Genomic DNA, 24,494 nt, shown 5'->3' with positions numbered 1-24,494 from the left:
TCTACTCAGAAAAACCTGTGCGAATAATCTCTTTTGATTTAGCTTTTTCAAGCTCGTTAACACGTTGACGAACCATATTTTCGATTTCATCAACCAATTGATTTGTGTCAATTAAATGACTCTTTTCACCATTACGATACACCAGTGAACGTGGACTTGCACCCACTACACCAATATCAGCTTCTTTAGCTTCACCAGGACCGTTGACTTTACACCCGATGACAGAAACATCCATTGGAGTACGTACATCTTCCAAACGCTCTTCAAGCATTTGCATCACTTTGATGACATTAAATTCTTGACGTGAACAACTTGGGCAAGCAATAAAGTTAATACCATTTGAACGTAAGCCCAAAGATTTAAGAATATCAAAACCAATTTTGATTTCTTCCTCAGGTTCCGCTGCTAATGAAATTCGCATGGTGTCGCCAATGCCTTCCATTAACAATCCGCCCAGTGCAATTGCCGACTTCACCGAACCAGTACGGTAAATTCCAGCTTCAGTCACCCCTAAATGTAAAGGATTGTCAATTTGTTGTGACAACAAACGATAAGCATCCATCGTCAAAAAGACATTCGATGCTTTCACTGACACTTTAAACTCTTGGAAATCCAAACGATCTAAAATATCAATATGACGCATTGCTGACTCAAGCAAAGCTTGACCTGTTGGCTCACCATATTTCTTTTGAATATCTTTTTCGAGAGAGCCTGCATTGACTCCAATTCGCATTGAAATATCGTTGTGACGAGCCGCAGCAACCACTTCACGAATCTTTGCTTCTGAACCGATATTCCCTGGGTTAATACGCAGACAATCTGCACCCAAATCTGCAACAGCCAAAGCAATTTTATAGTCAAAATGGATATCGGCAACGAGTGGAACTTGCACTTGTTTACGGATTTCTCCAAAAGCAGTAGCGGCTTCCATACTCGGTACAGACACACGCATAATATCCGCACCAGCATCCACACAACGTTGAATTTGTGCAACTGTTGCAGCTACATCACACGTTTCAGTATTGGTCATGCTTTGAATACTGATTGGCGCATCGCCACCCACATACACAGAACCTACGCGAATTTTACGCGTTGGTTTGCGTCGAATCGGATTCTCGATCATCGTTTTACCTTTAACCCATTAACGTGATAAACGGAATTCAGCTTTTCCGTTTACGGTATATGGTGACAATGAAATATTTTCATTATTTAAACTCAATGAAACGGCTTGAGCATCATCTAATCGAATTTGGAATGGAGACTGTCCATTCAAACTAATCGCAGTTGATTGGCGTCCAGTTGCTAAAACTTTACCCGTACTGTCCACAATGTGTACTGATGTAGGGCGGCTAAAACTGAGATTCATCGTATCGCCTGATACTGCTTCAGTCGTGCCTGTACCATTGTTTAAGGTCAGAATTTGGACATTGTTGGATTGATTCGTATCAGAGTTTGACGAATCGCCTTTAGCCGCCCATTTTTGGATTGCGGAGATTAATAGCCAAGCCACGCCCAAAATAATTAACGCAATCACGATGCGTTTAATCCACTTGCGATTACGTACGCTTTTCGAGCCAGGAAGTTTCCCCATAATTTTAATTGGAGAATTGTTCAAAGCATGATTTGGCAGTAAACCTGTATCATTTTGATAGATTTCATCAAAACGTTGAATCAAAGCAGAGGCATCAACTTTGAGATACTTCGCATACGAACGATAATATCCCTTAATGAAAGTCGCTTCTGGCAACGATTTGTATTCGTCTTGCTCTAACGCTTCAAGCGTTTTTACTGGCATTTTCAAATCACCAGCAACTTTGACCAGATCACGTTGTTGAGAAATACGGATTTGACGCAAATACTCGCCAGGGCGTTGAATATTTCCTAAAGCATTAGGTGCTACGTTTGAACCAGTAGGTTGCTGTGAATTAGGATTTACTTCCATACGGCCTCAGTATTGAACTGTAATTGCAAATAACGTTGAAATTCTTGACTATTTGGAAATAAAGTACGCAACTGATTCACCAGCACATACATTCCCGTTCTATCACCATTGGCACGTGCGATACGTAAACCAATCCAGAGTGCTCGCGCACCTTGATTTTGCTGGCCAACTTTGAGTACAAATTGCTCATATAGCTGACGCGCGGCAATATTATTCTTTTGCAGATAAAATATCTCTGCTAACTCTATCATTGAAACAGTCGAGTCACGATTGACTTGCAGTGCTTGTTTGAACGTTTTTTCAGCATTCGGTATATCCCCTAGAATGAGATAAATCCGCCCAAGGTTTTCTAATGCACGATGACGTTGGTCATATCCAAGCGTTGCGCCTGCAATTGAAAGCTGTTTAACAGCATCATTATATCGCTTCACTTGATACAAATACGTACCATAGTTGTTACGTGCTTGCGCATTTTTAGGATCAATTGATATCGCACGAGAAAAATAATGATCTGCACGTTGCATGTTGATGTCACTTCCTTCTTGCTGAAGCAACACCCCCATCATCATATTTGCAGTTGAATCGCGCGAATTAACCTCTAATGCCTGATCAAGCACACGTTTGGCAGCATCTAAATTCCCATTCCGAATATATTCAGCCGCCATTTGGGTACGAACTTTCACTGATTTCTCAGGATCCTTTTTGCTCGTATCGCCACTGGTAGTTTGGCATCCAAAGAAAAGCAATCCAGATAAAGCGACTGTCATCGTCATGACTATTTTTTTATACATCGGCTTGCTCAAATGATGCCTCCCTCTTTTTAATCATTCACATCTAAATGATACAACTAGCCTTGTGAACGCATAATTTCATTACGTTCTAGCACTTTTTTCTTCCATTGTTCTGCACGACGAGTACGGTCAGCCACTTGACCTACCAATTGACCACAAGCTGCGTCAATATCATCCCCACGTGTCTGACGAATCGTACACACAAAACCAGCATCAGACAAAGTTTTTTGGAAAGAAATGATGCGATTTCGGCTCGAACGCCCGTATGGTGCATGTGGGAATGGATTAAATGGAATCAAGTTAATTTTACTTGGTAAATTTTTCAACAACTTAATCATCTGCTGTGCATGTTCAGGATGATCGTTGACTCCGTCTAACATGACATACTCAATTGTGACATGCTTACGTGCACTTTCATTACCATCTTTAGTGATGTAACGCTGACACGCTGCAATGAGTTGGTCTAACGGATATTTTTTATTAATTGGTACTAATTCGTTACGTAACTCATCATTGGTTGCATGCAATGAAATTGCAAGCGCAACATCAATATCTTGAGCCAATTGATCTATCTTCGGCACAACCCCTGAAGTTGACAGTGTGACACGGCGTTTAGACATTCCATAGGCGAAATCATCAAGCATGATACGCATTGAGTTAAGCACAGCATCATAGTTCAGTAATGGCTCGCCCATACCCATCATTACCACGTTGGTCACAGAACGCTCACGCTCAGCAACAGGCACATCTTCCATATAGGAATAGTTCGCCATCCACAACTGACCAATGATTTCAGGCTGTGTTAAATCGCGTTGGAAACCTTGTTTTCCTGTTGAACAGAACGAACAGTCCAAAGCACAACCGACTTGTGATGAAATACATAAGGTTTTACGCGAACCCGTTTTATCCTCAGCAGGAATCAGTACTGTTTCAACCAAAGAACCCGCACCATCACCTACACGGAATACCCACTTACGTGTTCCATCTTTAGAAAAGTTTTTATGCACGACTTCTGGTGCTTTAATTTCACAAATCTTTTCAAGTTTTTCACGTAATTTCCCTGAAATATTGGTCATTTCAGCAAAATCAGTAACGAAGAACTGATGAATCCATTTCATCACCTGACCCGCACGGAACTTTTTCTCCCCCATATCCTCAAAGAATTTTTCCATTTGCGGACGTGACAGGCCAAGTAAATTCACTTTCTGTACAGTATCAGCCTGCTGTACTTGAACAGTAGTGGGCTGTTGTTCATCTAAATTGACGGATGAAGCGACAACTTCAGAATTCATGAGTATTACCTAAACCATAATGTGGGATAAAAGAACATGCTCAATTTTCAAGCAATAAAATCTTTCAGAAATAAAAAAACCAGATAAGCAGTATAGCACTTATCTGGTTTGAATACTGCGAATTAACGAGTACGTGGAGCGATCTCAGTTTGAGCGAAGAAGTAGTTAACTTCACGATCAGCAGATGCTACAGAGTCAGAACCGTGAGCAGCATTTTCGTCGATGCTTACAGCGAAGTCAGCGCGGATTGTACCTGGAGCAGCTTCTTTAGGGTTAGTAGCGCCAAGGATGTCACGGTGAGCAAGAACTGCGTTTTCACCTTCAAGAACTGATACAACAACTGGACCAGAAGTCATGAACGCAACGAGGTCAGCAAAGAAACCACGTTCTTTGTGCTCAGCATAGAAGCCTTCAGCTTCAGCTTGAGTTAAATGTTTCATTTTAGTCGCAACGATTTTAAGACCAGCTTTTTCGAAACGAGCAAAAATGTCACCGATGTGGTTTTTAGCAACTGCATCTGGTTTAACGATAGATAAAGTACGTTCAATAGCCATGATTGGCTCCTTTAGTCAAATTGACATGAAAATTTTGGCGCATTATACCGAATAATGCGCGATTATCTGCTTTTCGCGTGTAAAAAAATGGTTTTTTTCGATCGATGAATTATCGAGCTTCGTCAATCCAAGCCATTTGAATTGCTTCTAACAATCCTTCTGTTGATTTGTTTGGATCATCTTCAAACTCTGGAAGCGCACAAACCCATGCATGAAGATCAGTAAAACGGATCCATTGTGGATCTACATCTGGATGGGCTTCATACAGTTCAATTGCGATATCAAGGGTGTCTGTCCAACGTAAACCCATACTTATTCCTAAATCATCTTTGGTGAATTCATGGCTTAATTTTAGCAAAAAGCAAATCAAGACGTACAATTATATTGCTTTTGTACGCCTTATCATGCAATCAACATACCCTCACAATATGATATTCAATGCTGGAGCAGCCAAGATAATACCACTAGCAACCGTCGCCCCAATTAAGGCACCAACTAAAACATCAGTTGGGTAATGCAATCCCAATACCATGCGCGACAACGCAACCAAAATGGTAAATGGCATCATCATCACCAGCAAGACAGGCTCTACATAACCCAATACGATTGTTGCCATTACTGCATGCAATGTATGACCAGAAGGAAAGCTAAAATGATCTAGTGGTCTTTCGCCAATATGAATAACTTGGTGAACTTGGTATGGTCGTGGACGTACTGTTTTTGTTTTTAAAATTTTATAAATCAGCGTACCTAACGAAGCAGCAACAACAATATATAAAATTTGAATAGTGTATTGCGGTCCTTGCAGTAGCCACACCAACGCCACCATCATGTACCAAAAAACGCCATCTCCGAGCCGACTAATAATTTTAAATATGAGCGCAATACTTTGTGTATGCGATAGATTATTGAAATAGAGACATCCTCTTAGATCAAGATCGAGTATTTTTATTTTGGTATTTTTAAAATTCATTTCACTCTACTCCTATCGTTCAGGCCGTGAGCGTTTTCTGCTGCACGACACGATAAAATGCATGTTCGAGTTGTTGAGCTGGATGTTGCCATCCGACTTGTTGTACTTTTTTCATTGCTTGCATCCCCATTGCATGCAAGCGTTTGTTCTGGGGCAGATTAACAATATATTGAACCAAAGTTGCAGGCTCACCCAAAGGTGCTAACCATGCTGTTTCCGCATCTAAATACTGCTTAGCACAAGCATAATCATAAGCAACGACAGGCAATGCACTCGCCATCGCTTCAAGCACGACATTGCCAAATGTCTCTACTTGACTGGCAAAAACAAATACATCTGCGCTTGCAAATGATTCAGCAAGATTTGTACCACTTAAGCTTCCAGTAAAGATGATATCGGTATGTTTGCTCTGACGAACCAAACGCGAATAATCGGGCCCATCCCCCACGATGACCAACTTAAATCTGCGCGTTGTTTGTGTTTTAAGTTTTAAATAGGCATCAATTAACACCTGAATTTCTTTTTCAGGTGAAACACGACCAACATAAAGTAGCACAGTTGTATTTTCACAAGCATCCCATTGTCGTCTGAGTTGCACACTTCGAAAAGTAGGTGAAAACTTTTCAACATCCACCCCAGTTTTAATCACTTCAACTTGACATGTAACACCAAAGCTACGTATCGCATCAGCCGAGTCCTGACTTGGCACACAGGTCAATTGCGTATTGTTATGAAACCATTTGAGATAGTGCTGAATCGGCTTGACCATAAAAGCAAGATCATAAAACCGACTAAAGTCATGAAAAGCAGAATGAAAACCGCTACTCACAGGAATCTTTTTGTTTTTTGAGAGCTGAAGTACCGCTAAACCTAATGGTCCTTCCGTCACGATATGCACCAAATCTGGTTGAAATTCATCAAATGCTTTAGCCACTTTGCCATACTGTGGCCAGCCAAATTGCATATGGGCATATTTCGGAATGGTTTGACCATTCACCAAACACTCACGGTTCGGAGAAAATTCCGAACATATTTGTTTTTGTGAAGGTCGTACCAATAGAATTTTGTGACCAAGCTTCTGTAGACCTTTGCAAATCTGTAGTAAAGACAATGAAACACCATTCAGCTCTGGTGGCCATGTCTCCGTAACGACAGCTATTTTTAATCTAGATCGCCCCAATTGCTCAAGCACCGATACATCCCGATCGGAGTTTTGATTTTTAAATTTTAGCCTCTGGTGATCATATTGCGTTGTCGATCTAGGCAATACAGTGTCCATGATTCCCATCATCACACCTCTTTTGTATTTTTTTCATACTTTTACTTTAGAGATGGATCATTTCATTATGATGATGATTTCATTAAATACTTGTCATAATTAGAATAGATGACTGATTCACCGACCACCCTCAAACACGCGACAAGAAACTACGAATTCAAAATAATTTAGTGAAATAAAGTACGATGCACAGCAAAAAATAACGCTTGCTCAAAATCAATAACAGGTTTCAACCATCCTGTTGCAGCAACTGCAAGATGCGCTTTCTCACCCATTATTTTTAAATCGGGTTGATTCAATGTTGCTGTCATTGCTCGTTCGAACATATCTAGATCACCGAGAGGGATCAGCCATCCCGTTTCATTGTGCACAACATGCAGTTTGGCACATGCATAATCATAAGCCACCACAGGCAAGCCACTTGCCAATGCTTCAAGCGCGACATTTCCAAAGGTTTCAACTTTACTTGGAAAGATAAACACATCTGCACTGGCATATGCACAAGCCAAGTCTTCGCCAGTCAAACTTCCCATAAAAATAATATCAGGGTGATGATTCGCAAGGGCTTCAAGCCTTACTCGATCTGGTCCATCTCCGACAATGACCAATTTAGTATAATGTTCAACCTCACCTTCCATTTTCAAAAAAGTCCGAATAATCAGGTCTACTTCCTTTTCAGGTGACAACCGACCAACGGAAATCAGCACTCGTGTATGCTCATTTGCAGTCCATTGCTCTCTCGATAACTTCGATCTTTTATTCGGATTAAATAATTGGGTATCAACACCTCTCCCCACCACCCTTAACTCACCGCTTACTCCCATTTGTTTTAAAGCATGCTGTGTATCTAAACTTGGCACACAAGTCACGTCTGTCTTATTGTGAAACCATGTTAAATATTTTGAGATAGGTTTAACGAGAAAAGGAAAATCAAAGTATCGACTAAACTCTTGAAAGGCAGAGTGAAAACCACTTGAAACAGGAATATTCTGAGACTTAGCTACCATTAGACTCGCAAATCCCAATGGTCCCTCTGTCACAATATGCACAATATCTGGCTGAAATACCTCAACCGCTTTTGAGATTTTAGAAAACTGTGGCCAACCGAACTGTAAGGTGGGATATTTCGGAATCGCCTGAGCATGCACCCAACACTCTGCATCAGGTTTAAACCGTTTACATTTCACTTTGGGTTGGGGACGAATCAACAAAATTTGATGACCTCGCTTCTGCAAACCCAGACATAAATTCATCAGTGAGTTTGCAACACCATTAATCTCTGGTGACCATGTCTCAGTCACAATGGCAATTTTTAATTGAGGATGTCGTTTAGGCTGATCAGCATCAGGAAGATGAATAAAATCCTCAAATGACGTATTTTTTTTAATGTCCAATAATTCAAATAATTTTTTTTGTTGTGTTACTTGTAAATTTAGGAGTGCCATCATCACACCTTTTATTCATGCTATGCCTAAAATTTATAAGAACATAATGTCAATATGATGATGGTTTCATGACAGCCTTGTCATAAGGCTCATTCAGATTTTCACATTTTTAAGGCTCTTGCTCTTGAACACGATCTACATCGCTGCCTAGCTCATTCGCTTGCTCTTGACCAGAGTTAACTGGTGGTTCTTCAATCCGTTTTTCCAAGTTTTCTCCTTGAAGAGCCACAGAGGATTCTGATGATGTCCGATCTGCTAATTGTTTAGTTTCTTAATCAGCATTAACTGCAACTGGTTTCAAAATGCCTTCAACAATTGTATAAACCTGTCCATTAGAAAAATCAATGTGCTGTTTACCACCATGTAACAGTGGGAATCCAACGATTTGCTCGTACTGCTCTGCACGTTTAAATTTTTGTTGAACAGAATCATAAATCCAGTAAATAAAACGACGATCTTGAAGCGTTTTATTCGATGCCTTATTTTAGTAGATGGAAAATAATGTCTGATTTAAAATTGATATTAAGCGATCATTTTCCTTATCTCTCTAAAGTTGGCACAACGTACTCAAAAATATTTTCTTTTAGGATTCTTACTTTTCCTGAACTGTCTTTTTCCAAGGAAATACCGATCCCTTTTGGGTACGATTCAGAGAATAGATAAATTTTCTCTGAATCTATTTTAATTTTTTCAACCCTTTGATTAAATAAATTTAAATGTGTGAAGCATTTTTTTTGAGTTGACCATACACAAGCTATATTTGGACAATCATCTCCATCACGAACATAAAATAAATTATGATTCTCTCCTTCTATGAGGCGTTCACGCTTAACTTCAATAGAATTATTAGCAATATTTCGTAAAACTTCTACAAGATTATTATTTTTTTTAATTTCGTCAAAAATCCAATTCTTACTAAAATTAATAAAAGCTCTATTTTGACCATAAGCTTTAATTTCATAATGAGTAGCCACACTCAGCAATAGGGATGTTTTCATTAAACATGTGTCATCATATAAAGACATATGCTCAAAAAATTGAAATTTCTCAACCAGCTTCTTATATTCCTTGAAATTATGTTCTTCAGTATTTAGGAAACAATTTATTAGCAATAATTGTAAAATTTCATCAGGTATAAGACTCCTAACGATATTTGAATACTTTTTCTTTGTTAAATAATCATCAAGCCCATTATCAATATTTTTTAATATTTGATATAAAAAAATAAAGAGTGTTGTAACCTCTCCATCTTCGATAATTTTTTCACGTTTTACTCTATTTGATTCATAATTAATGATTAACTTTGAAAATAGAGCTTCTACTTTTACTGGGTAGAGTAATCCAATTTTTCGAGATAACTCTGAAAGCAATGTACTAAATAAGCTATCAAATTGTTGCAATGATTGTGTTTTCAATTGTTCATTCATTATAACTTTGGAATCTTCATGAGCCTGAGCTGACCTTTCCAAGGTTTTCCTAGTTTCAGCCAATTCCTCACGATTTAGTTCTAACTGCTCTTCTGTCTTATTTAATTGTTTGCGTTGTAAATCAAGCGTAATTAAAAGAGCCATAAAACTAAAAAATCCAAGTATTGGATTGATGGTTCCACCAACATAGTCACCAAATGCTCCCCAATTCCCAACTTCAGATGAAATCGGATTATTTTTAAAATTGAGCCAATATGTAATTAGAACGGCTACAACTAATAAGCAAGCAATCCCAAACACCATATCCAAAGGATCTATTTTTTTCTTTTGTTTATTATCATTCATAAAAAAACCCCGCTTTCGCAGGGTTTTTTATAGCATAAAAATCAGCTAGATAAGAAAATTAGTTTTTCTCTTTATCAACGATTTTGTTTGCTTGAATCCAAGGCATCATCGCACGCAATTTAGCACCAGTTACTTCGATACCGTGAGCAGCGTTTTGACGACGACGAGCAGTCATAGATGGGTAGTTTAATGCACCTTCTTGGATGAACATCTTCGCATATTCACCAGATTGAATACGCTTAAGCGCATTACGCATCGCTTCACGAGACTGTTCGTTGATTACTTCAACGCCAGTTACATATTCACCGTACTCAGCATTGTTAGATACAGAGTAGTTCATGTCCGCAATACCGCCTTCGAACATTAAGTCAACGATCAATTTAAGTTCGTGTAGACATTCGAAGTAAGCCATTTCTGGTGCATATCCAGCTTCAACAAGAGTTTCGAAGCCCATTTTAACCAATTCAACAGCACCACCACAAAGAACTGCTTGCTCACCGAAAAGGTCAGTTTCAGTTTCTTCACGGAAAGAAGTTTCGATAATACCTGTACGACCGCCACCAACACCTGAAGCGTAAGAAAGCGCAAGGTTACGTGCATTACCAGAAGCATCTTGGTGAATCGCGATAAGATCAGGAACACCTGAACCACGTTGGTATTCAGAACGTACAGTGTGACCAGGTGCTTTTGGAGCAACCATGATTACGTCTAAGTCAGCACGTGGAACAACTTGGTTATAAAGAACAGAGAAACCATGAGCAAATGCAAGAGTAGCACCTTGCTTGATGTTTGGCTCAATTACATCACGGTAAAGTTGAGCTTGGAATTCATCTGGAGTCAAGATCATTACTACGTCAGCTTGAGCTACAGCAGCAGGAACTTCAGCAACTTTAAGACCAGAATTTTCAGCTTTTTTCCAAGAAGCAGAACCAGCACGTAAACCAACAGTTACGTCAACGCCAGAATCTTTAAGGTTAAGCGCGTGAGCATGACCTTGTGAACCGTAACCAATGATTGCTACTTTCTTAGATTGAATGATAGATAAGTCGCAGTCTTTATCATAAAAAATTTGCATTGCTGTCTCCGCTAAAATGCTTTGGCTTCCGTTTGATTAGCGAATGTTAATGTGGTTCGCCAACCCCCTCCTCTCGGAGGAGGGAAGAATTTGTTAATAAAAAATTAGATTGTTAAAACTTTTTCGCCACGTGCGATACCAGATACACCTGAACGTACAACTTCAAGAATGGTATTCTCTGCCAAAGCATCAATAAAACCATCAATTTTCTCAGTTGTACCCGCGATTTGAATCGTGTAAGTCGTTGGTGTTACATCCACGATTTGTCCGCGGAAGATATCTGCTGTGCGTTTAATTTCAGCACGCGCAGAACCCAAAGCTTTTACTTTGATTAACATCAATTCACGTTCAATGTGTGAACCTTCAGAAAGGTCAACCACTTTAACCACTTCAACAAGTTTGTTGAGTTGTTTTGTGATTTGCTCAATCTTGTGATCATCACCATAAGTCGTCAATGTCAAACGAGACATTGTTGGGTCTTCTGTCGGCGCAACGTTCAAAGTTTCAATGTTATAGCCACGTTGTGAGAACAAACCCACTAAACGTGAAAGCGCGCCAGATTCGTTCTCAATGAGAACAGAGATGATATGTCTCATGCTGTGCGCTCCCCTTTAGATAACCACATATCTGTCATAGATTGACCCGCGATTAACATCGGATAAACATGCTCAGTACGGTCAACCATCACGTTGATGAATACACATTTATCATTAATCGCCATTGCTTCTGCAAGCTTCGATTCAAGCTCATCGGCATGATCAATTTGAATACCTACATGTCCGTAAGCTTCCATCAACTTCGCAAAGTCAGGCAATGACTCAACATATGAACTTGAGTGACGACCTTCATAATTCATATCTTGCCATTGTTTCACCATACCTAAAGCACGGTTGTTTAAGCACAAGATTTTAACATTTAGGCCATATTGCTTACATGTTGAAAGCTCTTGGATACACATCTGAATGGATGCTTCACCTGTAATACAAACAACTTGTTGGTCAGGGAATGCAAGCTTAGCCGCCATCGCATATGGAAGACCAACACCCATCGTGCCTAAGCCACCTGAGTTAATCCATTGACGTGGACGTGTGTATTTGTAATACAACGCACCAAACATCTGATGTTGACCAACGTCAGAAGTGATGATTGCTTGGCTGTTCGTTACTTTATCTAAAGCTTGAACAACTTGTTGAGGTTTCATCGTACCGTCAGTTGGTTTTTCATATTTCAAACCATGAACCTGACGCCACTCATTGATTTGTTTCCACCAATCCGCAATAGCTTCAGGGTTCGGCTTAGAAATATTCAGCTGTTTTAATTGCGCTAACATTTCTTGAAGAACTGGCTCTACCGCACCCACGATTGGGATATGCGCCATGATTGTTTTTGAAATCGTCGCAGGATCGATATCAATGTGAATCACTTTCGCATTTGGACAGAATTTTGCAGGATTATTGGTTACACGGTCATCGAAACGCGCACCAACACATAGAATCACATCAGCGTGACCCATGGTCATGTTCGCTTCATATGTCCCATGCATACCCAACATACCAATAAATTGAGGATCATTACCAGGGAATGCACCTAGCCCCATCAATGTATTGGTTACTGGATAACCCAATAGATGTGCTAATTCAGTCAATAAATGTGATGCATTGCCTTGAACAACACCACCACCCGTATAAATAATAGGACGTTTAGCATTGATCAATTCATCAATAGCTTTGCGGATCTGACCAGTATGACCACGGTGTGGCGGCTGGTAAGAGCGCATTTTTACTTTTTCAGGATATTCGTATGCAAATTTTTCAGCAGGGTTTGTTGCATCTTTTGGAATATCAACAACCACAGGACCTGGACGACCTGATGACGCGATATAGAAAGCTTTTTTAATAACCGCTGGAATTTCACTCGCATGACGCACTTGGAAACTGTGTTTCACGATTGGACGAGAAATACCCACCATATCCGTTTCTTGGAATGCATCTTCACCAATCAAATGGCTTGCAACCTGACCAGACAAAATCACCATTGGGATTGAGTCCATGTAAGCTGTCGCGATTGGTGTCACAGTGTTAGTCGCACCTGGACCCGAGGTCACCAGTACAACACCTGTCTTACCTGTTACGCGCGAGTATGCATCTGCCATATGACCAGCAGCTTGCTCATGACGCACGAGGTAATGATTAATTTTGTCTTGTTTGAATAGCGCGTCGTAAATGTGTAAAACTGCGCCGCCTGGATATCCAAAAACATGTTCAACGCCTTCGTCCGCCAATGCGCGAACAAGCATTTCACCACCAGATAAAAGTTCCAACGTATTCACCCTAATCTTATTTCCACGACGGTTATGGGAGACATAAGTCGTGTTTCATTCATTCGTTTGTATGCACTGTTATAGCACACATATTTCATCGTTTTTGCTGCAATAATAAAATTTTTCGATCACAACCGTTTGAGTTGCGACTGCATATTCAACATGTTGGGATAAACATATTTCTGCTATTTCATTGTCTCGGCTTAGAGACAACGTTATTGCAAGCCATGATATTTATTCGAAGGGTGATCGAACAAAACATATAAAACTAGAGCAGCATTTTTAGTTTTTTCACGACCAAAGTCAAGGTTTGCCGAAACCTTTTTATTGTTTATTTACCAACCGATTATTTTTCAAACGATAACTTTTGGTTGGATGATTTATAAAAAAAATTTCAAACACTTATTTTTAATATTTATATAAAACAATTTATACGCAAAATGATTTTTTTGATTAAAATAAAACCAATTAATCTTCATCAGTTTCTCGCAAAATACTGCGATATAAACGTGTAAAAAAACTCATTCCCCTCTTATTTCTTTATAGGTGAAGTCATGAATTCACTAGCATCATCTTTAAAACTTTCTTGTTTAGCATCAACGGTCGTTTTCGTTTCTATTTGTTCATCTATGGTGCAGGCAAAAGAATATTACAAATGGGTCGATCAAAATGGTTCAACCCACTACACCACCACCCCACCACCAAAATCAGCAAAAAAGAAAGGGAAAGTTGAAACGTATGGTTGGAAAGCACCAACAACATCTGTCAATACAAATACAAACCAGAGCGAAGCTCCTCAAACCTCACAGACTCAAACGATACCAACGCAACAGCAAACAAAGAGTGCTTCAAATACTGAGTCACAAAACACAAATGCTGCTCCATTAAGCGAAACTCAAGTTTCAAATGAGTGAATTTGTCTTTTTGATCTTAATTTAAGTTTTGCATCCATTTTCAGTCTGTAAAATTCACTTTTAGGTGCTTTTTGCGCTATGCTGTGCGCTAAATTTTTTAACCGTTCTCTTGTATTACGTATATGACTACTCACATTGACTCTGAATACCAAGCCAGTGCGATTGAGCCCCAAGTTCAACAGGACTGGGAATCTCGCAAAGCCTTTAAAGTTGCCGACACTGTAGAAGGTCCACGTCGATATATCCTCTCGATGTTCCCTTACCCAAGTGGCAAACTGCATATGGGTCATGTACGTAACTACACGATTGGTGACGTGATCAGCCGCTTCCACCGTCTCAAAGGTGAAACTGTATTACAACCTATGGGTTGGGATGCGTTTGGTTTACCTGCTGAAAATGCTGCGATTGCACACCAAGTTGCACCGGCAAAATGGACCTTCGAAAATATCGATTACATGCGTAATCAGCTTAAAAAATTAGGTCTTGCGGTTGATTGGGATCGTGAATTTGCAACGTGTACACCAGAATATTATCGCTGGGAACAATGGTTATTCGTTCAGCTTTATAAAAAAGGCTTAATCTACCGTAAGCTTTCAACGGTAAATTGGGATCCTGTAGACCAAACTGTACTTGCAAATGAACAAGTAGAAAATGGTCGTGGTTGGCGTTCAGGTGCATTGGTAGAAAAACGTGATATTCCAATGTACTACTTCCGCATTACCGACTATGCGCAAGAATTACTTGATGACTTAGACACACTCAAAGACGGTTGGCCACAACAAGTCCTTACGATGCAACGTAACTGGATTGGTCGCTCACAGGGTATGGAAATTACCTTCCCTTCAGCAAATCCTGAAATTTATGCAGATGGCCTAACTGTATTTACTACACGTGCTGACACTTTAATGGGTGTAACTTATGTTGCAGTTGCAGCAGAACACCCGATGGCGCTTAAAGCTGCGGAAAATAATCCTGAACTTGCTGCATTTATTGAAGAATGCCGTATGGGTTCTGTGGCAGAAGCCGACCTCGCTACTGCTGAAAAGAAAGGCATGGCAACAGGTTTGTCAGTTAAGCACCCTGTAACAGGTGAAGAAGTTCCTGTTTGGATCGCAAACTATGTATTGATGTCATACGGTTCAGGTGCGGTGATGGCGGTGCCTTCACACGATGAACGTGACTTCGAGTTTGCTAACAAATACGGCTTAACTATTAAGCAAGTCATTGATGCGAAAGGCGCTGATGATAATGATTTTGATGCGACTCAGTGGCAAGAATGGTACGGTTCAAAAGAAGGTAAATTGGTCAATTCAGGCGAATTTGATGGTTTAGACTTCCAAGGTGCATTTGATGCTTTCCTTGCAAAATTAGAACCACAAGGTCTTGCAAATGTAAAAGTTCAATTCCGTTTACGTGACTGGGGTGTTTCTCGTCAGCGTTATTGGGGTTGTCCGATTCCAATGATCAACTGCCCAACATGTGGTCAAGTGCCAGTACCTGAAGATCAACTTCCTGTTGTACTTCCAACTGACGTTGTACCAGATGGTTCAGGTAACCCTCTCAACAAGATGCCCGAGTTCTATGAAACGAAATGTCCAAGCTGTAACGGCGACGCACGTCGTGAAACAGATACACTTGATACATTTGTAGAATCATCTTGGTACTATGCGCGTTATGCATCTCCTGACTTTACTGGTGGTATGGTTAAACCTGAAGCGGGTCAAACTTGGCTTCCTGTAAACCAATACATCGGTGGTGTTGAACATGCGATTCTGCATTTGTTATATGCACGTTTCTTCCACAAATTGATGCGTGATGAAGGTGTAGTACAAGGTAACGAACCATTCACCAACTTGTTAACGCAAGGTATGGTACTTGCTGATACCTATTACCGCGAATCTGAATCAGGTAAGAAAACGTGGTTCAACCCTGCTGACATCGAACTTGAGCGTGATGAAAAAGGTCGTATCACATCTGCAAAATACAAAGGTGATGGTCAAGACGTTATCGTTGGCGGTCAAGAAAAAATGTCGAAATCGAAAAATAACGGTATCGACCCACAATCTATTATTGACCAATACGGCGCAGATACGGCACGTGTATTTATGATGTTTGCTGCGCCACCAGATCAATCTTTAGAATGGTCTGATGCAGGTGTAGAAGGTGCTAACCGTTTCTTAAAACGTGTATGGCGCTTGACAACTGGTTTCCTTGAACAAGGTAATACTGCATCAGCGATTGATAAAGCTGCGCTTTCAACTGCGGCTCAAGACTTACGTCGTAAGACTCACGAAACCATCCAAAAAGTGGGTGATGACATCGAACGTCGTCATGCATTTAACACTGCGATTGCAGCGATGATGGAACTTCTGAATGCAAACAATAAGTTTGAAGCGAAAGATGACAACGATGTTGCTGTTGCACGTGAATCTATTACAACGCTTTTAACTTTACTTGCTCCATTTGCACCGCATTTAAGTGAAACATTATTGGCGCAGTTTGGTATCGAGTTAAATGCAACATTATTCCCTCAAGTGGATGAATCTGCATTAACACGTAATACACAAACCATTGTGGTTCAAGTGAACGGTAAGCTTCGTGGCAAACTTGAAGTGTCTGTAGATGCATCGAAAGATGACATTCTGGCGCAAGCAAAAGCATTGCCTGAAGTACAACAATTCTTAACAGGTCCAACCAAGAAAGAAATCGTTGTTCCGAATAAATTAGTGAATTTGGTGGTTTAAGAACCTTAAAGCCTCCCTGAGTAAGATATAAAGCACAGCTTTAGATCAAAGCGCAAGAAAGGGAGGTTTGGAGGGATTTAATTTCCATTGCGAAGCATTGCTTCTCACCTCTTTTAAAAAGAGGGGAATATAAGGATTTCACAATTCCCAAACAAAGCCCGTTGCCAGTCAACGGGCTTTGCACATACAATCAGAATATTCAAAATTTATCCTGAGTCTCAGGAAATACACAGAGGATCTACAATGCATTTGAGCAAACGTTTAGCTATTGCTGTTCTAACTTTAGGCTTAAGCGCAACTATGGTCGGCTGTGGATTTCATCTAAAAGGGACCAATCCAACTTCAACGCCACTGGCTTATACAAAGCTTGAATTAGCACTCCCTGCCAATACTTCTGATTTAGAGCGTAAACTCAGTGTTTATCTCACTGCTGCAGGTGTGCAACTAAGTAACTCTAACGATGCATATGTATTGCGTATCATTGACTATAAGCCAATTCGCCATGAGCTCAACGGCAAACTCATTGAAGTTCTACTCAGACTTTCTGTGACTTTCCAAATCGAAGATCGTCAAGGTAACTTGGTGACAAAACCTCGAACTTTAACTGCGACACGTACATATCAATATAATGTTGCAACCGTGAACACAGATGATCAACAAAATAAATATCTCAGTGAAATCTTAATTGACGATGTCGCTCAACAGATCTCTCGTCAAATTGCTGCAAACCGTCTGCCAAAAGCAGAAGCAAATGTACTGTTACCTGTGCAACAAACTTTTGAACCTACTGCCTCTGAAAATCCGTAACTCAGAATGAAGTTAGATTATCTACAAGCATTAAAACGTGTAAACGAAGCACGTGGTGCATGGGTATTACATGGTCAAGAACCTTTACTTGAGCAAAATCTTTTAGATGCTTTCCGTCAAAGTTGGATCATCAATCACGTGGAAAGAGAACGCTATGACATCCAAAGCGTTGCTGATTGGAAAAATGTATTTAATGCACTCAACAGCCTTTCTCTTTTTTCACAAAATCTCGCAGTAGAGGTCCATGGCAACATTAAGCCAGATGCCAATGCGTTAAAGTTACTCAAGCATTATATCCAGCATAATGAACACAACTTGTTGTTGATCATTATGCCTAAGCAAGATAGCAGTAGCTTAAAGTCGGCGTTTTTTCAAACGATTGAAGCCAATGGCGTCTTGGTTCCTCTTACAGCAACTTATGCGCAAGATCGTCAGCGTATACTCAGCATAGAAGCTGATAAAATTGGGATTCAACTGAGCCAAGATGCATGGCAATGGCTCGAAGTCCACCACGAACATAATTTATTGGCTGCTAAAAACAGCTTAATGCGTCTGGCAGACACGTTCCCCGATGTACAGCATCTTGAAATGCAACATTTGCTCGAATGCTTACAAGATCAATCACGCTATACCACTTTTGACTTAAGCGATGCATTAATTTCAGGCAACCTAAGTCAAGCGATCAAAATATACCAATATTTAGTCGAAGCTGGCGAACCACACAGTTTAGTATTATGGACGGTAAGCAAAGAAATGCGCTTACTGATGCAACTTTTTGAGCAACCACAAAATGCATTACAACTCGGCATCTGGAAAACCAAAGTCAGTCTTTATCAACAAGCCTTGAGACGTCTTAATCCCAAGCAATTTCTCACATGGCCACAATTGCTATTAAGAATCGATGCTGCCATCAAAGGCAAAAATAATGAAAATCCCGAACACCTCATGCAACAAGCCATTGCTGAATTATGTGGAAAAACCTTGTTTGCTTAGTTAACGAGCAAGGTCTATTTATAACTATAAAAATGATTATTGATTTTATTTAAGAAAAATACACTTTTTATCCTTATTTCATCATTATAATTCTCTTAATTTCCGTCATTTTTCAATATCGCCATGCAAAAAATAAAACCAACGAAATTGATTATCATCGCGATCATTACGATTGCAGCTATCGCTTTAGCTTGGTATTTCTTTAAACCTAAAGATGAGCAACCTCAGTTGATTACCGCTGAAGTGACACGTGGTGATATTGAAAACTCTGTCCTTGCAACAGGTGTATTAGAAGCGACCAAAATGGTTAGCGTTGGTGCACAGGTTTCAGGTCAGGTGAAAAAAATGTATGTACAACTGGGTGATCAAGTCAAACAAGGTCAACTGATTGCTCAAATCGATTCCGTTCGTCAGGAAAATGATCTAAAAACAGCTGAAGCCAGCATTAAAAATCAGTTGGCTCAATTGGCAGTCAAACAAGCAAATCTGACTAAAGTTGAGGCGGAATATAATCGCCAAAAAGCCATGTATGCCCAAGATGCAACTTCTCGTGCCGAATATGAGTCCGCATTAGCAAGTTATAAAACTGCTCAAGCCGATATCGTCGCGATGAATGCTCAAATCGAGCAATCTCGTTTATCACTGGCTACGACTAAAGAAGATTTAGGCTATACCCGTATCGTTGCTCCGATGGATGGCACAATTGTGGCAATTGTGACTGAAGAAGGTCAAACAGTGAACGCGAATCAAAGCGCGCCAACCATCGTGAAATTAGCAAAACTTGACACCATGACGGTTAAGGCTGAAATTTCTGAAGCAGATGTTATGCGTGTTGAGGAAGGTCAAACTGTTTATTTCACTACTTTAGGTAATAGCGAGAAAAAGCATTACGCAACACTGCGTCAAGTTGAACCTGCACCTAACTCAATCAATACAGAAACCAACAACTCAAATTCATCTTCATCAAGTACAGCTGTGTATTACAACGCTCTATTCGATGTTCCTAATGAAGATGGAAAATTGCGTATTGATATGACTGCACAAGTTTATATCGTGTTAGATGAAGTAAAGAATGCACTGACTATTCCATCTTCTGCTGTTCAAAGCTCTAATCGTCCTGCTCGCCAGCGTGGTGCAAATGCGGGTTCAAATGCCCAAGAACGTAATGAACAAGCTCGTGGTGAAGGGCGTGCCGAACGTTCATCAGCTGATCGTCCTAAGCGTTTAGAATTAACCGCTGAGGAAAAGGCATTAGTCGATCAAGGTAAAGCTTCCATGGCTATGGTACGCGTACTTCAAGCAGATGGCACAGCCAAACCGACCCCTGTTCTTATCGGTCTAAATAACCGTGCAACAGCGCAAGTTTTACGCGGTTTAAAATTAGGCGATAAGGTGGTGATCGCTGATGGCTCTGACTCATCAAATGACTCAGCTAAACGTGGCGCACGTGGTGGCGCTGGTCCAATGAGAATGTAATTATGAGTCAGACCAGAACACCTCTACTCGAGGTCAAAAACCTGACCCGTGAATTCCCTGCTGGTGAATATACTGTGCAAATTCTAAAAGGGGTAAATCTTGAGATTTATCCTGGAGAATTGGTTGCCATTGTAGGTCAATCAGGCTCAGGAAAATCAACACTGATGAACATCTTAGGATGTTTAGATAAACCGACCAATGGTAGCTACAAGGTTAAGGGCCGCGAAACACGTGAGCTAGAACCTGATGAACTTGCTCAATTACGCCGTGAATATTTCGGATTCATCTTCCAGCGCTACCATTTACTTGGTGACTTAAATGCAGCTGGTAACGTCGAAGTCCCTGCGATCTATGCCGGTGCTGATGCTTCTGAACGCCATGATCGTGCAGTTCAGCTTTTGTCCGATTTAGGTCTAGGTGAAAAAACCCAAAACCGCCCGAGCCAACTTTCGGGCGGTCAGCAACAGCGTGTTTCGATTGCTCGCGCGTTGATGAATGGCGGTGATGTTATTCTCGCCGATGAGCCTACAGGTGCATTAGATAAAAAAAGCGGTATTGAAGTGATGCGTATTTTACGCGAACTGAATGCCAAAGGTCATACCATCATTCTCGTTACTCATGATCACAATGTTGCCAAAAATGCGACTCGTATTATTGAGATTTCAGACGGTAATATTATTTCAGATGAACCCAATGTTCCTGAGATTGATGATGGCTTTGAACGTGAAGAATTGATTCGTGCTGAGCAAAAGAAAACATCGTCTTGGCGTTCAGCTTTAGACCGTTTAGGTGAAGCTTTCCGCATGGCACTTCTGGCCATGAATGCTCATCGAATGCGTACTTTTTTGACCATGCTCGGAATCATTATCGGGATCGCATCTGTCGTTTCGGTTGTCGCACTTGGTAATGGATCACAAAAACAAATTTTAGAAAATATTAGTAGTTTGGGCACCAATACCATTACGGTCTACCAAGGACGTGGTTTTGGTGATAACTCCCGATCTTCTCAGGCCAAGACCTTAATCCCTGCTGATGCTGATGCGTTAGCGGAACAGCCTTACGTAGATGGTGTAAGTCCTTCAGTCAATAGTTCTGTCACGGGAAGATATAAAGATGTAGAGGCATCCACGACAGTCAATGGCGTGAGTGAAGACTTTTTCTATGTGCGTGGTTTAACGTTTAAATCAGGTCAACCATTTGACAAACATAGTGTTACTGAACAAGCCCAAGATGTTGTGATTGATACCAATACCCAAAAGACATTCTTTAGCGATGGTACGGATCCTATTGGTCAAGTAATTCTATTGGGCAGTGTACCTAGTCGTATTATTGGTATCGTAGATGCTCAACAAGGTGCAATGGGTAATTCAGATAGTCTTAATGTCTATCTCCCTTACTCAACCGTCATGAGTCGAATGCTTGGACAGTCGAATGTGAGAAGCATCATCGTTCGTGTAAAAGATGAATATTCAAGTACAGCTGCTGAAAATGCAATCTTGAATTTACTCGTTCAACGCCACGGGGCGCAAGACGTGTTCACTCAAAATGCGGACAGTATTCGTGAAACCATCCAGCAAACTACCGCTACAATGACTTTACTTATTTCTGCGATTGCTGTGATTTCTTTAGTCGTTGGTGGTATCGGTGTCATGAACATTATGTTGGTGTCTGTCACTGAACGAACGCAAGAAATTGGTGTGCGAATGGCCGTTGGTGCTCGACAAAGCGATATTTTGCAACAATTCCTGATTGAAGCCGTATTGGTCTGTATTTTAGGCGGTATCCTTGGGGTGTTATTATCACTGGGAATTGGTCAGCTGATTACACACTTTGCTGGTGGCACGTTCCAAATGGCGTATTCAACCACATCAATAATAGCTGCATTCGTTTGTTCAAGTTTAATCGGGATCGTATTCGGTTTTATCCCAGCACGAAATGCTGCTCGTTTAAATCCTGTCGATGCACTGTCAAGAGAATAATAAGGTATAACTATGCGTAATCAACTTCATAAACTGTTCATGACCTTAGCATTAACAGGCTCTTTAGTCGGCTGTGCGGCTGTAGTGAAAACGCCTTATCAAGCTCCTGCAGTCGATATTCCACAGGGCTTTCAAAACAGCCAACAACTCAGCCAAAATATCCACCAACAGGCTTTTCATGATCAATGGTGGACATTATTTGGTGATGCACAGCTCAACCAATTGGTTGAACAAGTGATTGCCCGTAATACTGATTTAGCTGTTGCTGGGATTAATTTGCAACAAGCACGCATTCAAGCCAAGCAATCTGAAAGTCAGCAAGGTGTGCGTATTGGCAATGCAGGTGCATCGGTCGGTCATCGTTTTAGTTTAGATGGTGATGGTGATTCTTCAAATGGTATTTCACTGAACTATCCTGGCTTAAGCTATGAGCTGGATTTATTCGGTAAATTGGCCAATCAAACTGAGGCTTCTCGTTGGGAAGCGCTTGCGACAGAGCAGGATTTACAAGCCACTGCACAAAGCCTGATTGCGACAACTGCACAATTGTATTGGCAATTGGGATATCTCAATGAACGCCTATCTGTGGCTCAACAAAATTTAGCGAGTACGCAGAAAACTTATGAATTAGTGCAAACACAGTATAGAGCTGGGGCGGTATCAGGTCTTGATTTAACGTCAGCTGAACAAGCGGTTCAAAGTCAAAAAGCCACGTTAAGCCAGATCGAACAGCAAAAAGTTGAAACACGGACTGCTCTTGCAGTTTTACTGAATCAACCTGTTCAACAGTTGAATATTGCGGAGCCACAGCGCTTACCACGTTCTGCCCTACCTCAAATTCAATCGGGCTTACCTGCTGAACTTTTATCCCGTCGTCCTGACTTGCAGGCAGCTGAGTTACGTTTACGTAAAGCATTGGCGAACAAAGATGCCAATAAGGCCAGCTATTATCCTTCGATTAATTTAACTGGCAGCATTAGCACAGGAGGCGCAAGCACGTCACTCAGCAACGTGCTGTCGAATCCTGCTGCGATATTGGGTGCGGGTCTTACGCTCCCTTTCCTGCAATGGAATGACATGAAGCGTGATTTGCGTGTCAATGAACTTGAATATGAAAAGTCTATTATTCAATACCGTCAGACGCTATATAAAGCATTTGCCGATGTTGAAAATGCGTTATCCGCACGTAATGAAATAGACAAACAAGTGGCACTACAAGAACGTAATGTGCAACTGGCTGAGAAAACAGAACAACTGACCCAAGTCCGTTATAAAAATGGTGCAATTGCACTTAAGAATTTGATCGATGCCCAGCGCACGACACGTGAAGCACATTTGAGTTTGGTTCAGGCTAAACAGACGCAGTACAATGCTTATGTGACGTTATTGCAGGCTTTGGGCGGTAGTCCGATTCAGCAATTGCCTTAAATAAAAAAAGCCCGTCAGGGCTTTTTTTAAACTCATCTATTTTCAAGTTGTATTTCAAACTCTAACAATATAAATACTATAAATTTGATCATCATAATATTACAAAACCAAAATTATCCATATCTATACTTTTAATATGATAATACTCATAACCTCTGTAATTTGCTGAATAATAAAATGATGAAACAAAATTTAGTTGCTCTTTTATGTTCTACTCTTGCACTTACTGCTTGTGCAAAAACAACCACTGAACCTAGTAAAGAACCATTAAATAAACCAAGTCAACCTACTTCTCAAGATCCTAATTTACAAAAGAAAATCAATGAGCTTTTAGAAAAAACTAAACGAGAACTTATTTAGTAAAAGGTGGAAGTTTTATGATGGGCGACTTTGGTCCTCAACATAGTCAAGATGGGCTTCCCTACGAAGGAGATGGAGATGCAACACCATTACACAAAGTGACCTTATCAGATTATAAGTTGAGTGCGACTAAAGCAACTTATGCTGATTTTGATATATATACTGCTGCAACAAATCAACAACCCATTGGCATTTTTGACGAATTTTCAAAAGTAGATCGAATTCCTGAAGTTGCTGCTGGCGTAAATTGGTATCAGGCGGCTTTGTTGCACAAAGCTATTCTTAAGGGCTTCTTCAGCCATATAATTTTCAAATGAAGAAGCCTGCACACAAAATCTACCGCACAACCA

Annotated in this window: 22 protein-coding genes; 9 read left to right on the top strand and 13 right to left on the bottom strand. The window is 40.5% G+C overall.

The window, feature by feature from the left end; genetic code table 11:
* Position 1: 1 nt before the first annotated feature.
* The 13 genes from ispG to AC1M84_RS12735 form a co-directional block, all read right to left on the bottom strand.
* A complete protein-coding gene (gene ispG, locus AC1M84_RS12795; protein WP_481591683.1) occupies positions 2–1,123 on the bottom strand; it encodes a flavodoxin-dependent (E)-4-hydroxy-3-methylbut-2-enyl-diphosphate synthase in 1,122 nt (373 codons plus the stop codon).
* 18 nt (positions 1,124–1,141) lie between these two features.
* A complete protein-coding gene (locus AC1M84_RS12790; protein ID WP_481591682.1) occupies positions 1,142–1,942 on the bottom strand; it encodes a RodZ domain-containing protein in 801 nt (266 codons plus the stop codon).
* A complete protein-coding gene (gene pilW, locus AC1M84_RS12785) occupies positions 1,933–2,733 on the bottom strand; it encodes a type IV pilus biogenesis/stability protein PilW (protein ID WP_179998933.1) in 801 nt (266 codons plus the stop codon). Before pilW ends, AC1M84_RS12790 begins: the two co-directional genes overlap by 10 nt.
* Before the next feature lie 56 nt (positions 2,734–2,789).
* Entirely contained in the window at positions 2,790–4,025 is a 1,236-nt protein-coding gene (gene rlmN, locus AC1M84_RS12780; protein ID WP_481595119.1) for a dual-specificity RNA methyltransferase RlmN, read from the bottom strand.
* A 122-nt stretch (positions 4,026–4,147) separates the two neighbouring features.
* Entirely contained in the window at positions 4,148–4,579 is a 432-nt protein-coding gene (ndk, locus tag AC1M84_RS12775; RefSeq protein ID WP_035265623.1) for a nucleoside-diphosphate kinase, read from the bottom strand.
* A gap of 109 nt (positions 4,580–4,688) precedes the next feature.
* Positions 4,689–4,889: a Fe-S cluster assembly protein IscX gene (gene iscX, locus AC1M84_RS12770; protein WP_035265625.1), complete on the bottom strand. Its 201-nt coding sequence runs from the start codon at positions 4,887–4,889 to the stop codon at positions 4,689–4,691.
* A gap of 111 nt (positions 4,890–5,000) precedes the next feature.
* The gene (locus AC1M84_RS12765) at positions 5,001–5,552 is read right to left on the bottom strand and encodes a phosphatase PAP2 family protein (RefSeq protein WP_035265627.1); all 552 of its coding nucleotides are present in this window, start codon (positions 5,550–5,552) and stop codon (positions 5,001–5,003) included.
* A 19-nt stretch (positions 5,553–5,571) separates the two neighbouring features.
* Positions 5,572–6,843: a glycosyltransferase family 4 protein gene (locus AC1M84_RS12760; protein WP_481593516.1), complete on the bottom strand. Its 1,272-nt coding sequence runs from the start codon at positions 6,841–6,843 to the stop codon at positions 5,572–5,574.
* A gap of 155 nt (positions 6,844–6,998) precedes the next feature.
* On the bottom strand, positions 6,999–8,276 hold the full coding sequence (locus tag AC1M84_RS12755) for a glycosyltransferase family 4 protein (protein ID WP_481593515.1): 1,278 nt from the start codon (positions 8,274–8,276) through the stop codon (positions 6,999–7,001).
* Between the two features lie 539 nt (positions 8,277–8,815).
* Complete coding sequence (locus AC1M84_RS12750) at positions 8,816–10,048, bottom strand: putative phage abortive infection protein (protein WP_481593514.1); 1,233 nt, start codon at positions 10,046–10,048, stop codon at positions 8,816–8,818.
* 58 nt (positions 10,049–10,106) lie between these two features.
* Complete coding sequence (gene ilvC / locus AC1M84_RS12745; protein WP_035265630.1) at positions 10,107–11,123, bottom strand: ketol-acid reductoisomerase; 1,017 nt, start codon at positions 11,121–11,123, stop codon at positions 10,107–10,109.
* Between the two features lie 104 nt (positions 11,124–11,227).
* A complete protein-coding gene (gene ilvN / locus AC1M84_RS12740) occupies positions 11,228–11,719 on the bottom strand; it encodes an acetolactate synthase small subunit (protein ID WP_035265631.1) in 492 nt (163 codons plus the stop codon).
* On the bottom strand, positions 11,716–13,443 hold the full coding sequence (locus tag AC1M84_RS12735; RefSeq protein ID WP_035265632.1) for an acetolactate synthase 3 large subunit: 1,728 nt from the start codon (positions 13,441–13,443) through the stop codon (positions 11,716–11,718). The genes ilvN and AC1M84_RS12735 overlap by 4 nt, the downstream gene beginning before the upstream one ends.
* 554 nt (positions 13,444–13,997) lie before the next feature.
* Between AC1M84_RS12735 and AC1M84_RS12730 the strand changes: the two genes are divergently transcribed.
* The 9 genes from AC1M84_RS12730 (at position 13,998) to AC1M84_RS12690 (ending at position 24,461) form a co-directional block, all read left to right on the top strand.
* Positions 13,998–14,357: a DUF4124 domain-containing protein gene (locus AC1M84_RS12730; RefSeq protein ID WP_180000565.1), complete on the top strand. Its 360-nt coding sequence runs from the start codon at positions 13,998–14,000 to the stop codon at positions 14,355–14,357.
* 122 nt (positions 14,358–14,479) lie between these two features.
* The gene (gene leuS / locus AC1M84_RS12725; RefSeq protein ID WP_481595118.1) at positions 14,480–17,101 is read left to right on the top strand and encodes a leucine--tRNA ligase; all 2,622 of its coding nucleotides are present in this window, start codon (positions 14,480–14,482) and stop codon (positions 17,099–17,101) included.
* Positions 17,102–17,344: 243 nt separating this feature from the next.
* Positions 17,345–17,908 (top strand): LPS-assembly lipoprotein LptE, encoded by a 564-nt coding sequence (locus tag AC1M84_RS12720; protein ID WP_035270158.1) that lies wholly within the window; start codon positions 17,345–17,347, stop codon positions 17,906–17,908.
* 6 nt (positions 17,909–17,914) lie between these two features.
* Positions 17,915–18,901, top strand: a complete 987-nt coding sequence (holA, locus tag AC1M84_RS12715) for a DNA polymerase III subunit delta (protein ID WP_035270157.1) — start codon at positions 17,915–17,917, stop codon at positions 18,899–18,901.
* Between the two features lie 123 nt (positions 18,902–19,024).
* Positions 19,025–20,377 carry a MacA family efflux pump subunit gene (locus AC1M84_RS12710; RefSeq protein WP_481589269.1) on the top strand — a complete coding sequence of 451 codons (1,353 nt, stop codon included), beginning with the start codon at positions 19,025–19,027 and terminating at the stop codon, positions 20,375–20,377.
* 2 nt (positions 20,378–20,379) lie between these two features.
* Entirely contained in the window at positions 20,380–22,356 is a 1,977-nt protein-coding gene (locus AC1M84_RS12705) for a MacB family efflux pump subunit (protein WP_481595117.1), read from the top strand.
* Between the two features lie 12 nt (positions 22,357–22,368).
* Positions 22,369–23,784, top strand: a complete 1,416-nt coding sequence (locus AC1M84_RS12700; RefSeq protein WP_481593509.1) for an efflux transporter outer membrane subunit — start codon at positions 22,369–22,371, stop codon at positions 23,782–23,784.
* A 177-nt stretch (positions 23,785–23,961) separates the two neighbouring features.
* A complete protein-coding gene (locus AC1M84_RS12695) occupies positions 23,962–24,144 on the top strand; it encodes a hypothetical protein (protein WP_481595116.1) in 183 nt (60 codons plus the stop codon).
* A 17-nt stretch (positions 24,145–24,161) separates the two neighbouring features.
* On the top strand, positions 24,162–24,461 hold the full coding sequence (locus AC1M84_RS12690) for a hypothetical protein (RefSeq protein ID WP_481595115.1): 300 nt from the start codon (positions 24,162–24,164) through the stop codon (positions 24,459–24,461).
* Positions 24,462–24,494: the final 33 nt, after the last annotated feature.

The sequence above is a fragment of the Acinetobacter sp. 24-47-66 genome (assembly GCF_056779755.1).
Note: the sequence above shows the minus strand (reverse complement) of the source record. Positions and strands in the feature narration are given on the sequence as shown.

Excerpts from the sequence above, each read along its gene's own strand:
- AC1M84_RS12765 (WP_035265627.1), bottom strand. The coding sequence starts at position 5,552 with ATGAATTTTAAAAATACCAAAATAAAAATACTCGATCTTGATCTAAGA.
- AC1M84_RS12705 (WP_481595117.1), top strand. The coding sequence starts at position 20,380 with ATGAGTCAGACCAGAACACCTCTACTCGAGGTCAAAAACCTGACCCGT.
- AC1M84_RS12730 (WP_180000565.1), top strand. The coding sequence starts at position 13,998 with ATGAATTCACTAGCATCATCTTTAAAACTTTCTTGTTTAGCATCAACG.
- AC1M84_RS12690 (WP_481595115.1), top strand. The coding sequence starts at position 24,162 with ATGATGGGCGACTTTGGTCCTCAACATAGTCAAGATGGGCTTCCCTAC.
- rlmN (WP_481595119.1), bottom strand. The coding sequence starts at position 4,025 with ATGAATTCTGAAGTTGTCGCTTCATCCGTCAATTTAGATGAACAACAG.
- AC1M84_RS12695 (WP_481595116.1), top strand. The coding sequence starts at position 23,962 with ATGATGAAACAAAATTTAGTTGCTCTTTTATGTTCTACTCTTGCACTT.
- AC1M84_RS12755 (WP_481593515.1), bottom strand. The coding sequence starts at position 8,276 with ATGGCACTCCTAAATTTACAAGTAACACAACAAAAAAAATTATTTGAA.
- ispG (WP_481591683.1), bottom strand. The coding sequence starts at position 1,123 with ATGATCGAGAATCCGATTCGACGCAAACCAACGCGTAAAATTCGCGTA.
- pilW (WP_179998933.1), bottom strand. The coding sequence starts at position 2,733 with ATGTATAAAAAAATAGTCATGACGATGACAGTCGCTTTATCTGGATTG.
- AC1M84_RS12790 (WP_481591682.1), bottom strand. The coding sequence starts at position 1,942 with ATGGAAGTAAATCCTAATTCACAGCAACCTACTGGTTCAAACGTAGCA.
- AC1M84_RS12700 (WP_481593509.1), top strand. The coding sequence starts at position 22,369 with ATGCGTAATCAACTTCATAAACTGTTCATGACCTTAGCATTAACAGGC.
- AC1M84_RS12760 (WP_481593516.1), bottom strand. The coding sequence starts at position 6,843 with ATGATGGGAATCATGGACACTGTATTGCCTAGATCGACAACGCAATAT.
- AC1M84_RS12750 (WP_481593514.1), bottom strand. The coding sequence starts at position 10,048 with ATGAATGATAATAAACAAAAGAAAAAAATAGATCCTTTGGATATGGTG.
- ndk (WP_035265623.1), bottom strand. The coding sequence starts at position 4,579 with ATGGCTATTGAACGTACTTTATCTATCGTTAAACCAGATGCAGTTGCT.
- AC1M84_RS12720 (WP_035270158.1), top strand. The coding sequence starts at position 17,345 with ATGCATTTGAGCAAACGTTTAGCTATTGCTGTTCTAACTTTAGGCTTA.
- holA (WP_035270157.1), top strand. The coding sequence starts at position 17,915 with ATGAAGTTAGATTATCTACAAGCATTAAAACGTGTAAACGAAGCACGT.
- leuS (WP_481595118.1), top strand. The coding sequence starts at position 14,480 with ATGACTACTCACATTGACTCTGAATACCAAGCCAGTGCGATTGAGCCC.
- ilvC (WP_035265630.1), bottom strand. The coding sequence starts at position 11,123 with ATGCAAATTTTTTATGATAAAGACTGCGACTTATCTATCATTCAATCT.
- AC1M84_RS12710 (WP_481589269.1), top strand. The coding sequence starts at position 19,025 with ATGCAAAAAATAAAACCAACGAAATTGATTATCATCGCGATCATTACG.
- ilvN (WP_035265631.1), bottom strand. The coding sequence starts at position 11,719 with ATGAGACATATCATCTCTGTTCTCATTGAGAACGAATCTGGCGCGCTT.
- iscX (WP_035265625.1), bottom strand. The coding sequence starts at position 4,889 with ATGGGTTTACGTTGGACAGACACCCTTGATATCGCAATTGAACTGTAT.